The sequence below is a fragment of the Amaricoccus solimangrovi genome, from assembly GCF_006385685.1.
Classification (GTDB): Bacteria; Pseudomonadota; Alphaproteobacteria; order Rhodobacterales; family Rhodobacteraceae; genus Amaricoccus; species Amaricoccus solimangrovi.
Window position 1 is genome coordinate 1 of record NZ_VFRP01000052.1, and the last position, 12598, is coordinate 12598.

At 69.9% G+C, this 12598-nt stretch carries 13 protein-coding genes and 2 pseudogenes; 8 read left to right on the top strand and 7 right to left on the bottom strand.

Features of this window, described 5'->3' with window-relative positions; all coding sequences use genetic code 11:
* Nucleotides 1-266: 266 nt before the first annotated feature.
* Nucleotides 267-464: pseudogene (locus tag FJM51_RS22275) on the top strand (recombinase family protein); the annotation flags it as partial.
* Nucleotides 465-551: 87 nt separating this feature from the next.
* Here FJM51_RS22275 and FJM51_RS22280 read toward each other — a convergent pair.
* The 3 genes from FJM51_RS22280 to FJM51_RS22290 form a co-directional block, all read right to left on the bottom strand.
* A complete protein-coding gene (locus tag FJM51_RS22280) occupies nt 552-1361 on the bottom strand; it encodes a transglutaminase-like domain-containing protein (RefSeq protein ID WP_140456314.1) in 810 nt (269 codons plus the stop codon).
* Nucleotides 1362-1950: 589 nt separating this feature from the next.
* Nucleotides 1951-2121, bottom strand: coding sequence for a thioredoxin family protein (locus tag FJM51_RS24600; RefSeq protein WP_233713230.1), 171 nt, complete (start codon nt 2119-2121; stop codon nt 1951-1953).
* Nucleotides 2118-2408, bottom strand: coding sequence for an ArsR/SmtB family transcription factor (locus FJM51_RS22290; protein ID WP_140456316.1), 291 nt, complete (start codon nt 2406-2408; stop codon nt 2118-2120). The genes FJM51_RS24600 and FJM51_RS22290 overlap by 4 nt, the downstream gene beginning before the upstream one ends.
* A 190-nt stretch (nt 2409-2598) precedes the next feature.
* Here FJM51_RS22290 and FJM51_RS22295 point away from each other — a divergent pair, with 190 nt between their 5' ends.
* From FJM51_RS22295 to FJM51_RS22305, 3 genes are read left to right on the top strand one after another with little or no spacing between them, the layout of a single operon-like run.
* A complete protein-coding gene (locus FJM51_RS22295; protein WP_140456317.1) occupies nt 2599-2919 on the top strand; it encodes an ArsR/SmtB family transcription factor in 321 nt (106 codons plus the stop codon).
* 50 nt (nt 2920-2969) lie between these two features.
* Nucleotides 2970-3587, top strand: coding sequence for an FAD-dependent oxidoreductase (locus FJM51_RS22300; RefSeq protein ID WP_140456318.1), 618 nt, complete (start codon nt 2970-2972; stop codon nt 3585-3587).
* Nucleotides 3588-3619: 32 nt separating this feature from the next.
* Nucleotides 3620-4711 carry an MFS transporter gene (locus tag FJM51_RS22305; RefSeq protein ID WP_233713231.1) on the top strand — a complete coding sequence of 364 codons (1092 nt, stop codon included), beginning with the start codon at nt 3620-3622 and terminating at the stop codon, nt 4709-4711.
* An 80-nt stretch (nt 4712-4791) separates the two neighbouring features.
* Here FJM51_RS22305 and FJM51_RS24010 read toward each other — a convergent pair whose 3' ends face one another.
* Nucleotides 4792-4953: a hypothetical protein gene (locus FJM51_RS24010; RefSeq protein WP_181164716.1), complete on the bottom strand. Its 162-nt coding sequence runs from the start codon at nt 4951-4953 to the stop codon at nt 4792-4794.
* A 168-nt stretch (nt 4954-5121) separates the two neighbouring features.
* Nucleotides 5122-7392 (bottom strand): heavy metal translocating P-type ATPase, encoded by a 2271-nt coding sequence (locus tag FJM51_RS22310; protein ID WP_140456319.1) that lies wholly within the window; start codon nt 7390-7392, stop codon nt 5122-5124.
* A 99-nt stretch (nt 7393-7491) separates the two neighbouring features.
* On the opposite strand from FJM51_RS22310, the gene FJM51_RS22315 reads away from it, so the two are divergent.
* Together FJM51_RS22315 and FJM51_RS22320 are read left to right on the top strand one after the other, a co-directional pair.
* Entirely contained in the window at nt 7492-7926 is a 435-nt protein-coding gene (locus tag FJM51_RS22315) for a MerR family transcriptional regulator (RefSeq protein ID WP_140456320.1), read from the top strand.
* Nucleotides 7907-8212: a hypothetical protein gene (locus tag FJM51_RS22320; protein WP_140456321.1), complete on the top strand. Its 306-nt coding sequence runs from the start codon at nt 7907-7909 to the stop codon at nt 8210-8212. Before FJM51_RS22315 ends, FJM51_RS22320 begins: the two co-directional genes overlap by 20 nt.
* A 151-nt stretch (nt 8213-8363) precedes the next feature.
* Here the strand turns inward: FJM51_RS22320 and FJM51_RS22325 are convergent, their stop codons facing one another.
* Nucleotides 8364-9572, bottom strand: coding sequence for a LysR family transcriptional regulator (locus FJM51_RS22325; protein WP_140456322.1), 1209 nt, complete (start codon nt 9570-9572; stop codon nt 8364-8366).
* Nucleotides 9573-9761: 189 nt separating this feature from the next.
* Here FJM51_RS22325 and FJM51_RS22330 point away from each other — a divergent pair, with 189 nt between their 5' ends.
* Nucleotides 9762-10757, top strand: a complete 996-nt coding sequence (locus tag FJM51_RS22330; protein WP_140456323.1) for a PDR/VanB family oxidoreductase — start codon at nt 9762-9764, stop codon at nt 10755-10757.
* 14 nt (nt 10758-10771) lie between these two features.
* Nucleotides 10772-11878, top strand: coding sequence for a Rieske 2Fe-2S domain-containing protein (locus FJM51_RS22335; protein ID WP_140456324.1), 1107 nt, complete (start codon nt 10772-10774; stop codon nt 11876-11878).
* Between the two features lie 540 nt (nt 11879-12418).
* Here FJM51_RS22335 and FJM51_RS22340 read toward each other — a convergent pair.
* Nucleotides 12419-12598 (bottom strand): annotated as a pseudogene (locus tag FJM51_RS22340) (hypothetical protein); the annotation flags it as partial.

Genomic DNA, 12598 nt, shown 5'->3' on the forward strand with positions numbered 1-12598 from the left:
GTCCCGAAGCCGCGCGCGCCCGTCGGAACTATCGACCATGGGGAATGCCGCGAAGCCGGGCAGATCCACACCCTGGTTGAAGATCAGGTCCGTCTCCATGCCTGTCCAGGCCAGCCATATCCGATCTTCGGTGAGCGTCGTCATTCCAGACAAAGCCTCCCTCGAAATGCCGGCTTGGCGACGCCCGAAGGTCGTGGGACCGGCCATGCCACTTTAGCACATCGAGCGATGGCGCATCCGAGTTTCGCGAGCTGCGCGGCCAGCGCACGCTGGAGCGCCCTGCCCCGCGGCGGCGGCTGGCCGACGTCGAGGAGGGTCTGATCGACGTCGTCGTGGTCTACAAGATCGACCGCCGGTCGCGCTCGCTGATGGACTTCTCGAAGCTGCTCGACATCTTCGATCGCGCCGGCGTCATCTTCGTCTCGCTCACGCAGAGCTTCAACACCACGACCTCGATGGGGCGGCGTCGCGGGGCTGTTCAGCGTCGGCGGCATCTCGACGGAAACCGAACACCGCGCATCAGGTCTCGCGTCACGAAGCCTCTCCCCTGGTCAGGTGGGGATCTCGTCGGTCCAGACGCGGAAACCCAGCATGACGCCCGGGCCAAAGGTGGTGGTGAGGGCGACGTCGGCGGCGTCGCGGCCGCGAGCCATGAGTACGCGGCTCTGGCGCGGCACGTTGTTGCGCGGATCGAAGATACGCCAGCCACCGCCGAGGTAGGCCTCGAACCACGCTGCGAAATCGCCGGGCGGGTACGGCGGCGGCGTGCCCACGTCGCCGAGATATCCGGTGCAGTACCGCGCGGGAATGTTCATCGCGCGACAGAAGGAAATGGCGAGGTGGGCGTAGTCGCGGCAGACGCCGACGCCCTCGGCGTAGCCCTCGAAGGCCGAGCGGGTGGGGCGAGCCTGCTGGTAATCGAAGCGAATATGGTTGTGGACGAAGTCGCAGATGGCCTGGACGCGCGGCCAACCGGGCGGGGTGGCGCCAAAAAGGCTCCAGGCGAGGTCGAGCATGCGATCGCTCTCGCAGAAGCGGCTGGCGAGGAGGAACACGAGGGCTTCATCGGGCAGTTCCTCGATCGGGTGCTGGCGGGCATCGGCGACGACCGGGTCGGGCAGACCGCTGTCGCGGATGACAGTATCGGCGCCGATGCGAACCTTGCCGGCGGGGGCGGTGAAACGGCCGCACCAGTTGCCGAAGCCGTCCCGGTAGCTGGTGAGCGGCGCCGGGGGATCGAGACGAATGAGGTCTGGCGCCTCAAGGTCGGATGCGCGCGAGAAATGCACGTTCAGCACCGAGAGCACCGGCGTCGGCCGCGGGAATTCGAAGTCAACCTCGTAGCCGATGCGAAGTCGCAATGCGCCCCTCCTCGCCGCCCGGCGGCCTCCGCGTCGACCATAGGGTATTCGCGGCGAATAGCCAACGCGATCGGCCGGAGTGGGCGCGCATTGCGCAGCTGCTGGTCGAGCGGGTCGATGCGCGGATGCATCGCGTGGAGGTCCCGTGAAGGTCGAACGAGCTGACTGAGGTGGTGCGCGAGGCAGCGGGAGGGCGGTGGCCTGACGCGGAGTGACGGTCTCGACGGACGGAGAGCCGATCACCGCGGACGCTCCGCGAGCGCGGGGGACGGAAGCTGGTGGTGACACCGGACGGCGCGGGCTGGGCGCCGAGGCCGCGCATCGATACGAGGCCCGTTCTCGCGCCATCGACGTCGGCGCCGCGTTTCGTCGCATCCTCAGGCCGCGGCCGGTCGGTGGTCGTAAGCATCGCCGCGGGCGCCATCGCCCCAGGTCCGCGGAGCGGCCCTGAGGGCGGCGCGGTTCTTCCGTGGGCTCCCTCGGGGGGCACTGCTCATGAGACGCCAGGGGCGGGGCCACGTCGCCGTACTCGTGGCCGAGATGCCCGGTCGGCTCCGCGCCAAGCATCGGCCGCTACACGACGCTTCGATCAGGCAAGCCAGGCCTGGACCTGCTCGCGCCCCGGAACCGAACCCTTGTGCGTGACCTTGCCGTCAACCACCACGGCGGGGGTGCTCATCACGCCATAGCCGGCGAGGCCGAGATGCCAGACCCAGTCGGGCCGGGACGGATGCGCGGGAACGGAGGCGGGAGCGCTCACGCGGCCTGACTTTCCTCGAGGGCGTGCGCGGCGAGAACGGCCAGCACGATGGCGCGGATTTCCGGAGCGAGATCGGGGTTCAGCCGGTAGCGCACCCATTGCGCGTCCCGGCGGTCCGTCACCAGCCCCGCCTGTTTCAGGACCCGCATGTGGCGCGACATCCGGCTTTGTGATGCCAGGAGCCGACGCATGAGTTCGCAGACGCAGTGTTCGTCGCCGTCGGAGAGGATCCGGATCGCCCCCAGGCGGGTCGGTTCGGCGAGCGCCGAGAGTACCTGAAGGGGCATCGTTCCACCTCATACGCATATGCGCGATCATGCATATACGCCTCGGCCATCGATTCCGCAAACGGGCGGAATGTGGCTTCGAGCCGCTACCCGCGCTCGCCAGCGGGACGACCCGCGCGGCACCACGCATATTTCGATTCATGTCGAAATAAACTTGACGGCGTGTCGGCGCGCCAGCTACGATCTTTCCATGAAACTCGAAATAGCCGCTCGCCAACTCGAAGCCCTCGGCAATCCGACCCGCCTTCGCGTTTACCGCGCGCTGGTCCGGGCCGGCGCCGACGGACTGCCGGTCGGGCGGCTTCAGGCAAGGATCGGCATCGCCGCCTCCACCCTGTCGCACCACCTGAAGCGTCTGGTGGAGGCGGGACTGGTCACGCGGGAGCGCCAGGCGACGACGCTCCTCTGCCGGGCGCACTATCCGACGATGAACGCGCTGATCGGCTTCCTCGCCGATGAGTGCTGCGCCGACGCGGGGTGCGCGCGGGACGGCGAGGACTCGGCCGCCTGACAGCCTTTTCTTTTTCTTAAATTTCGAAATGTCCGGGAGGATCGAATCAGATGGAAAGCGCCGGTTTCGAAGATCTTCCGGTCGCCGTGATCGGCGCGGGCCCCGTCGGCCTCGCCGCCGCCGCGCGGCTTGTCGAGCGCGGGCTCCGGCCGCTGGTGCTCGAGCGCGGCCCGGGCGCGGGCACCGCGATCCAGGCCTGGGGTCACGTCCGGATGTTCTCGCCCTGGAGGTACGACATCGACGCCGCCGCGCGGACGTTGCTCGAGGCGACGGGCTCACTGATCGACCCGAACCTGCATTCCCGCGGCACCGTGCCGCCGCACGGGGTGGCCGAACCCGCGCATCCGGAGCCGGGGGTCTACGTCGTCGGCGCGAAATCCTACGGGCGGGCGCCGACCTTCCTGATGGCGACCGGCTACGAGCAGGTCCGCTCGGTGGTCGCCGAGATCGCCGGTGATCGTGCCGCCGCGCGCGAGGTGCGTCTGGTCCTCCCCGAAACCGGTGTCTGCGCGGCGGGGCCGATCGCCACGGAGGCGGGCTGCTGCGGCGGGCCGGCGCCGGCCGAGGCGGCGGCCTGCTGCGCGCTCGACGCGGAAGCGAAGACGGCGGGGCGCGACGGATGCGGCTGTGGCGCGTCCGGCTCAGCGGTCGTGGTGGGTGCCGCGTGACGCCCGATGTCGCGGTCAGTGGCCGAGGGCGGGTGATCGCCGCGCTCGGCATCGCGCAGATCCTCGCTTGGGGCTCGTCCTATTACCTGCTCGCGGTGCTCGCCGATCCGATTTCCCGCGACACCGGCTGGCGCTATGCCTGGGTGGTCGGCGGGGTGTCGCTCGGGCTGCTGGCGGCCGGGCTTGTGTCGGTCCACGTCGGGCGAAGGATCGGCGCCCGGGGTGGGCGCGGCGTGTTGGGCATGGGCGCGGTGCTGCTCGCGGCGGGCCTGACGGCGATGGCGGCCGCGCCAACGCTCCCGTTCTATCTCGCGGCCTGGCTGCTGATCGGGGCAGGAATGGGCGCGGGTCTCTACGACGCGGCCTTCGCGACGCTCGGCGGGCTCTATGGCACATCGGCGCGGCGGGCGATCACGACGCTGACGCTCTGGGGTGGCTTCGCCAGCACGATCTGCTGGCCGTTGTCCGCCTGGCTGCTCGAAGTCGTCGGCTGGCGGGGTACCTGCCTCGCCTACGCCGGTCTCCATCTCGGCGTGACGCTGCCACTCATCCTCCTCGCTCTCCCGAAACATGTCCGTGCCGAGACACCGGAAGTCACGGCGTCCGCCGCCATCGCGGTGCGCGGTGCGGTCTTCTGGCTGCTCGCGGCGATCCTGACGACGGGCGCCACGATCGCCGCGATCTGGTCCGTGCATCTGATCACGCTCCTCGAAGCCCGGGGTCTGTCGCTGGCGGCCGCCGTCGGGCTTGGCGCGCTGGTGGGACCGGCGCAGGTCGGCGCGCGCGTCATCGAGATGGCAGCGGGCGGCCGGCATCATCCGATCTGGACGCTGGGCGCGGCGGCGGCGCTGATCGCCGCCGGGCTCACGCTGCTCTGGTCGGGCGCCGGGCTCGTCGCCGGGGGCGCTGATCGCCGTTGGCGCGGGCAACGGCATCTGGTCGATCGCACGCGGGGCCCTGCCGCTGGCGCTGTTCGGGCCCGACGGTTACCCGGCGCTGATGGGCCGGCTCGCAGCGCCGAGCCTCGCGGCCCAGGCCGCCGCGCCGATACTTGGGGCGGCGGTCCTCGCGCGCCTCGGGGGAGAGGCGCTGCTTGGCCTGCTCGCGGCCCTGGCCCTGCTTAACCTCGCAGCCGTCCTGGGACTGTCGTGGCTCACCGCCGCCCGATGGTCCGGACGGGCCGCCGAACGCGTCTGATCGCGCGTCAGAGCGCCGGCGCGAGCGCGGGGGCGACGCGTTCGCGCAGGGTCTGGGGCAGCGGGACATAGCCGAGCGGCGCGGCGAGGTCCTGGCCCTCGCTCACGGCCCAGTCCGTGAACGCCCGGATCGCCTCGGCCGTCGCCGGATCCTCCGGGCGATCGCGCACCAGTTCCCGCGGAGCGCGCGGGGCGCCCGGCCCCGACGAACCCCGGCACGCCCACGGACACTACGAGGCCACCGGAAAGGTGAGAGTTACGGCCGCATCGGACCGACGATGCTCGGATCAGGTCCGTTCCGCCCGGTCTCCCGGGCATCGAACGCTGTTCCGGGGACCTCAGCGCTCCCTTGCCGGGTCGTAGCCGAGCAAGCGCAGCGCGTTCAGAGTGACGAGGACGGTCGCGCCGGTATCGGCGAGGATTGCGATCCAGAGACCGGTAATCCCCAGGACCGACGTCACGAGAAAGACCGCCTTCAGCCCGAGCGCGAGCGCGACGTTCTGGCGGATGTTGCCCATCGTCGCACGCGCGAGCCGGATCAGCGCGGGCACGTCGGCGACGCGGTCGCGCAGGATCGCCGCGTCCGCCGTCTCCAGCGCCACGTCGGTGCCTGATCCCATGGCGACGCCGACATCCGCCCGCCGGAGCGCCGGGGCGTCGTTGATGCCGTCGCCGATCATCATGACGCGCCCACCAGTCCGCGTGGCATCGGCCCGCATCTCGCCGATCGCCGCGAGCTTGTCCTCGGGCAGCATTTCCGCCCGGACGTCAAGGCCGAGCCCGGTGGCGATCACGGCGGCGGCGCGGGCGTTGTCGCCCGTCAGCATCGTCGCCTCGATGCCGAGCGAGCGAAGCTGGCGGATCGCCTCCGCCGCGTCGGCGCGGGGTTCGTCGCGCATGGCGACGAGGCCTAGCGTCCCGCGCGGCCGGAAGACAGCGACAACGGTCTTGCCCTCCGCTTCCAGCGCGGCCGCGCGGTCGATGGCGGCCGCGTCGAGCGCGCCCCACTCCGCCGCGGCGCGGGGAGACATGACTTGGATCCGATCCCCGCCAATACCGGCCTCAGCCCCCTTTCCGGGCAGCGCGCGGATGTCGGTCGCGATGGCCGGGGTCACGCCCGCCTCCGAGGCACGGCGCAGGATCGCCTGGGCGAGCGGGTGGCTCGAGCCCGCCTCGACGCCGCCGGCGATCGCGAGCAGTTCCGCCTCGGCCACGCCCGGCGCGGGCACGAGATCGGTCACGGCCGGCCGGCCGTGGGTCAGGGTGCCGGTCTTGTCGAAGGCGATCCGCGTCACCTTCGCCGCCGCCTCGATCACGGCGCCGCCCTTCATCAGGAGGCCGCGTTTCGCCCCCGAGGACAGCGCCGAGGCGATCGAGGCCGGGACCGAGATCACCAGCGCGCAGGGGCAGCCGATCAGCAGCAGCGCGAGGCCGCGGTAGGTCCAGGTCGACCAATCCGCGCCGAAGGCGAGCGGCGGAACGATGATGACCAGCGCCGCGATCGCGACGACCGCGGGCATGTACCCGCGCGAGAAGCGGTCGATGAAGCGCTCGGTCGGGGCGCGGGCCTCCTCGGCCTCCTCGACGAGACGGATGATCCGCGCGATCGTATTGTCGGCGGGCGTCTTCGTCACGCGGAGCCGCAGGGCGGCCTCGGTGTTGATCGAGCCGGCGAAGACCGGATCGCCCGGACCCTTCGTGCGCGGCAGGCTTTCTCCCGTCACCGGGCTCTCGTCGATGCCGCCCACGCCCTCGACGATCTCGCCATCCACCGGCACCCGGTCGCCGGGCCGCACCAGAACGGTCTGGCCGATCACGAGCCCGTCCGCCGGAACCTCCCGCGTCCCGCCGGGCGTTTCGAGCAGCGCCGTCTTCGGAACGAGCGCGGCGAGGGCCCGGATGCCGTCACGCGCCCTGTTGGCCGCGACGCCTTCCAGCACCTCGCCCACGGCGAAGAGGAAGACCACCAGCGCGGCTTCCTCCGCCGCCCCGATGAGGAGCGCGCCGAGCGCCGCGATGGTCATCAGGCTCTCGATCGTGAAGGGCTGGCCCATGCGCAGCGCCGCCCAGGCGCGCGCGGCGACCGGCGCGACGCCGATGAGGCATGCGAGCAGGAACGCCCAGGATCCGGTTTCGGCCGGGGTCAGCAGGTCGACGGCCCAGGCCACCGCCAGGAGCCCGCCGGTCAGGATGACGAGCCGGCCCTTCGCCGTATCGTACCACCGCCTGTCCCGCTCGGCCGGGTTGACGTGCGTATGGGTTTGCCCGTGGTCGGCGCCTCGACCCGCGCCGGCCAGGGACGGGACCGCTCCCGCGGGATGCTTCTCCGTGGGCACGCCCGGCGTGTCGGGGAGAACGAAGGTCCTCTTCCGGGGCGCGGGTTGTCCCTTCGCCGCGATGCCGAAGCCGAGCTTGCGCACCGTTTCCTCGATCGTTTCGGTCGCGGTTTCCCCCGGGGCGAGGTCGAGCGTCAGCCGCTCCGTCATCAGCGCCACCCTTACACCGCTGACGCCGGGCAGGCGCTCGACCGCGCGTGTCACCTTCGCCGTGCAAGCGGCGCAATCCATGCCGGTGACCGTCCATTCCCGGCGATGGCTCTGGCTTACCATGGTCGCGCTCCTTCCGCGCCGGGATGTGCCGGCGACTTGAACCCTCGATTCGGCCTACTACTTCCTCTAGCCACTAGAGGAGCAAGAGGGTTTTTCGCGGTGCTCTCCATCGGCCAGCTGTCGGAGGCGACCGGGGTCAAGGTCCCGACCATCCGCTACTATGAACAGATCGGCCTGCTGCCCGAACCGGACCGGACCGGCGGCAACCGCCGATTGTACGGAGAGGCGACGCGGAAACGGCTGGCCTTCGTGCGCCATGCGCGCGATCTGGGCTTTCCGCTCGAGTCGATCCGCGAACTGTTGCGCATGTCCGACGATCCCGAGCGGTCCTGCGTCGCGGCCGATGACATTGCGCGGCGCCAGCTGAGGGCGGTCAAGGCCCGGATCGCGCGCCTGATCGCGCTCCGCGATGAACTCGAACGGATGCTGGAAATGTGCTCGCGCGGCACCATCGCCGAATGCCGTGTGATCGAGACCCTGGGGGATCACGCGCTTTGCGCGGAGGACCACGCTGGTGGCGAAGGAGAGGTGTGACGGGGAACCGCGGTCCGACGGCATCTGGTCGATCGCGCGCGGGGCCCTGCCGCTGGCGCTGTTCGGGCCCGACGGTTACCCGGGGCTGATGGGCCGGCTCGCAGCGCCGAGCCTCGCGGCCCAGGCCGCCGCGCCGATACTTGAAGCGGCGGTCCTCGCGCGCCTCAGGGGAGAGGCGCTGCTCGGCCTGCTCGCAGCCTTGGCAGCGCTGAACGTCGCGGCCGTCCTGAGGCTGTCGTGGCTCGCCGCCTCCCGATGGTCCGCACGGGCCGCTGAACGCGTCTGATCGCGCCTCAGAGCGCCAGTGCGAGCGCGGGGGCGACGCGTTCGCGCATGTTCGCGGGCAGCGGGACGTAACCCAGTGGCGCGGCGAGGTCCTGGCCTTCGCTCACAGCCCAGCGGGTGAAAGCCCTCTCGGCGCGGCGGCTTCCAGCTCCTCACGCCTCCTCCGCGACCAGCGCCGTGAGCGCCGTCTCGAACGCCGTGAGAGCCTGATCCTCGGGAGCGTCTCGCAGCCGCGTGACGCCGATGGGGGCGGGCGTCGCGGGAAACGGTGTCCGCACTTCGCGAAGCTCCGGTCGGAGGGCACCGAGGCGACGCTCGCCGTAGGTGAGCATCGCGACCGAATGGCATTCGATCAGCATTTGCTCGGCCGCGCCGAACGAGAGCATTTCACAGGTCTGCGTCGGTGGCGTCAGGTCGAGCGCCGCGAAGACCTCCTCGAAATGGGCACGCACGGGCGTGCCATGTGGCGCGACCACCCATTTCGTCGCCGCGAGTTCGGCGAGGTTCTCTCCGTTCGCCCGCAGCGGATGGTCCCGAGCCGCTATGACCGCGAAGCGTTCGTCGTAGAGGCGCGCTTCCTCCAGGCCCTCCGGACAGGCGGGTCCGCGAAGGACCCCGATGATGCGGTCGATCTCCCGGCGCCGCAACGCTTCGACGAGACCGTTGTAGCTCCCCGGAACACAGGCGAGGCGGATGTTGGGATGCATGTTCGAGAGCCGGGCGAAGGCGCGCGAGATCAGGTCCTGCCCGGAGAACGGCAGCATCCCGATCGAGACCCGGCCGACGACATCTCCCTCGAGTTGGCGAAGCTGCTCGGGGAGTCGGTCGAGGAGATACGTGATCGCGCCGCTGAGCGCCGTGAGCTCTTTCGCCGGCTCGAGCGGGATCATACCGCTTCCAGTCCGCTCGAAGAGCTTGACGGCGAAGCGCTTCGAGAAGTCGGAAAGGGTGCGGCTGAGCTCGGGCTGGCTGCGACCGAGTCGCTTCGCCGCGAGCGTCACGTTGCGCTCCCGGGTCACCGCCTCGATGGCGCGCAGATGCGCGGAGCGGAGATTGCGCGGCAGCGACGGTACGCCCGTGCGACCGGCGAAGATCGCGCGCTCGGTGCTGTCAATGGCCATGATCGCAGCCCGGCACACGCGCGCGGCCACGTCTCCGGCCGGCGTGGTTTCCGTGCCGGACCAGCCGCGACGGAACAGCGGCGTATCGAGTGTTCGCTCGGCCGATGCGATCAGCCGGGACAGCGTCGGTTGCGTCGTGTTCACCAGGCCCGCGGCGATCCTGAAGCTTCGCGTCCGGGCGACCGCGTCTATCGCGAGGACCTCGCGCAGTTCCAGTTCGGGGCGCGCCGCGGGTGTCATGTCGTTTTCCGGGAGCCTCCGCCGAAGTTGCTGTGCTCCTCTGGGAGCCGCGCGTCGGACGAACCCCGCTCCAAGCTGCCTGGATGACGAAACCTATTATAGCAGATTCGGCAAGCCATATCGACATGGCGCATAAGCCAAGGGGCGCCGCGCCCGGTATGCTCTTCCGCGAAAGGGAGGAGCATCGAATTGACAGCCAAGCAATGGCCAGCAGCCAGCAAGTACCTCGACGCTCGCATCGTCGGTCGCCGCGACCTGACCGAGCGCATCTCGGAATTCCTGATTGGTGGCGCGGACGGCGCGGCCTTGCCGCCCGGCGATGCCGGCAGCCACATCGAGCTGCGCTTCGGGGGTCCCGCCGGCCGGTTTCTCCGGCACTATTCGCTGATCGGCCCGCTCTCGCCGGAGAAATCACCTGAACCCTTCTGGCGGATCGCTGTCCAGCGCGAGGACCGTTTCCGGGGTTCGGCGTTCATCCACGCGACATTTCGCGAAGGCACGCGGCTGCGGGTCTCTCGTCCGATCGGCACCTTCCGTCTCGGCCGGAACGTGCCGCACGCGCTTCTCGTCGCGGGCGGCGTCGGCATCACGCCGATCCTGCCGATGATGCGCTCACTGAGCTTCAGGAACCGCCCGTTCCACATGGTCTACGCCGGCCGGCGGCGCGAGGAGATGGCCTACGCCGACGAGGTCGAGGCGATCGGGGGCGACCATGCGACGATCCTCGAGGCCGACCGCTCGGGTTTCCCCGACCTGCGCGCGCTCCTCGCGGGGCAGCCCGAGGGCACAGTCGTCTACGTCTGCGGGCCGGGACCGATGATCGACGCCCTGACAACCGCCGCCGCCGGGTTGGGATGGGACCACGGGCGGGTTCGCTACGAGGTCTTCAACGCCGCTCACCGGCCCGATGACCACGGCCTGACCGTGGAGCTTCGGGATGGCCGGCTGATCGAGGTGGGCGCGGGAACGACCATTCTCGACGCCCTCGAGCAGGCCGGCGTCGATACCCTTTCCGATTGCCGACGGGGTGAATGCGGCCTCTGCCTCACCGACGTCGTCCCCGGCGACGCCGTGATCGACCACCGCGACAGCTTTCTGAGCGAGGCCGAGCGGGCCGAAGGCCGGCAGATGTGCGTCTGCTGCTCGCGCGTCGCGAACGCCTCGAAACTGAAACTTGCCATTTGACAGGACCAAGCTCCATGGGAACGATCGACCAGAAAATCCAGGAAGAGAATGCCATCTTCGAAGCGATGGCGCCGCGGGGCGACGACGATTTCGCCAATTACGCGACTCCGCTGATCCGCGACTGCTGGTACGCCGCCGGCCGCTCCACCGAGATCGGACGGACGCCGCTCGCCCGCCGGCTGCTGGGCATCGACGTCGTGCTGTACCGCACCCAGGACGGGCGGCCCGTCGCCATGCGCAATCGCTGCCCGCATCGCTCCTTCCCGCTGGCGAAGGGCAAGCTCGTCGGCGACACGCTGGTTTGCGGCTATCACGGCATGGCCTTCGACGCCGACGGCATGTGCGTCCACATGCCGGCCCTGAACAGCGCGCCGGCCTCGGCGGCCGTTCGCACCTTCCCGACCGCCGACCGGGGGCCGCTCACCTGGATCTGGATGGGGCCGACGCACCTCGCCGACGAGGCGCTGATCCCGGCGACGCCCTGGCTCGAGGATCCGGCCTGGGGGACGGTCACCGGAGACTTCCACATCAAGGCCGACTATGTCGGGATGCACGAGAATCTGATCGATCAGACCCACTTTCCCTTCCTTCACCCCGACACCGTCGGCACGCCGGAATACGCCCGCTCGAAACTCGTGGCCGAGATCGAGGGGGACCAGGTCATAATCCGGCGGCGCCTCGACAATGCCCCGCCACCCGCCGTCTACGGCAAGCCGGCCGGGATCATGCACAAGCGCGTCACGCGCACCTCGGAGGCGCGGTTCGTGAGCCCGGCCATGCACCGCGCATATGCCGAGATCATCGACCCGGCCCCCGAAGGGGATCAGCCGGAGCGTTACAGCTACTACATCACCCACGTCTTCACGCCGGAGAGCAACACCTCGATCCACTATTGGTGGTTCACCTCCCGAGACTTCAAGCCGGGGAACCCGGAGATCGACACTTTCCTGCGGGAAGCCTCGTCCAAGGCCTACTACGAGGACGTCGAAGCCCTGGAGTGGATCATGGATGTGGTGACGAAAGACGAGGAGCAGCAGTTCGACATGAGCTTCGCACCGGACCGTCCCGGGCTGATGGCGCGGCGGATCATGTACCGCAAGGCAATGGCGGAGGCCCGCTGATACCAGTCCGCGCGGATGCTGGCTCCGGAGCGCGCCTTGCGCGGCGTCGCTCCGGGTCCAAAGGCATGGCTCTTCCAGGGCTCGGGTCGCGGAGGTTAGCGCCGGGCATCCTGCACGGTCTCATCGTCACGGTCAGGACGAACAGCCACGACCGCGAGCCTGTCTCGCCGCGAACTCACGGCCACACATACGCCCGGCGTCGCGCACGGGCGACCATACCACCTCGCAGTCGAGAGGGTGCGAGGTCTGGTCAATCTGACGGCGATCGCCGTCGTGGAGGCCGAAGCGGAGCAGCCGAATGTGCGACGGGCGGCGGAATGGCCGCCGGCCTTCCCGATAAACCGGCGGTGTTCCCGTGCGGAACATCGGATAGCCCGACAGCCCGAGCCGGCGACATGAAGACCTCGCCGATCAATCAATATCGCGAGGAAACCTTCCAGCCTTCGGCTCAGACGACTCCGGGGCGGCACGTCGGTGTTTCTGATCGGTCGAACCTCTCGGATGTCCTGACTCGAGCCGCGGATCCTCCAGAGACTGATATCAATCCCGGTTGCCGGAGCAATCGTTGTCGGTGGGAAACACGCGCCCGTCGAAGAGCTTGCGCGCGGTCCGGACGGTGCCGGCGCTCCGGAGCGCGCCGTCCGGGGCGATGTCGAGCAGCACCTCGGCCGCGCCGGTCGGGTGCTCGATCAGGTAGCGCCCGTCCGCCGGGATCCGTGC

Excerpts from the sequence above, each read along its gene's own strand:
- FJM51_RS22335 (WP_140456324.1), top strand. The coding sequence starts at position 10,772 with ATGGGAACGATCGACCAGAAAATCCAGGAAGAGAATGCCATCTTCGAA.
- FJM51_RS22310 (WP_140456319.1), bottom strand. The coding sequence starts at position 7,392 with ATGGTAAGCCAGAGCCATCGCCGGGAATGGACGGTCACCGGCATGGAT.
- FJM51_RS22295 (WP_140456317.1), top strand. The coding sequence starts at position 2,599 with ATGAAACTCGAAATAGCCGCTCGCCAACTCGAAGCCCTCGGCAATCCG.
- FJM51_RS22290 (WP_140456316.1), bottom strand. The coding sequence starts at position 2,408 with ATGCCCCTTCAGGTACTCTCGGCGCTCGCCGAACCGACCCGCCTGGGG.
- FJM51_RS22300 (WP_140456318.1), top strand. The coding sequence starts at position 2,970 with ATGGAAAGCGCCGGTTTCGAAGATCTTCCGGTCGCCGTGATCGGCGCG.
- FJM51_RS22325 (WP_140456322.1), bottom strand. The coding sequence starts at position 9,572 with ATGACACCCGCGGCGCGCCCCGAACTGGAACTGCGCGAGGTCCTCGCG.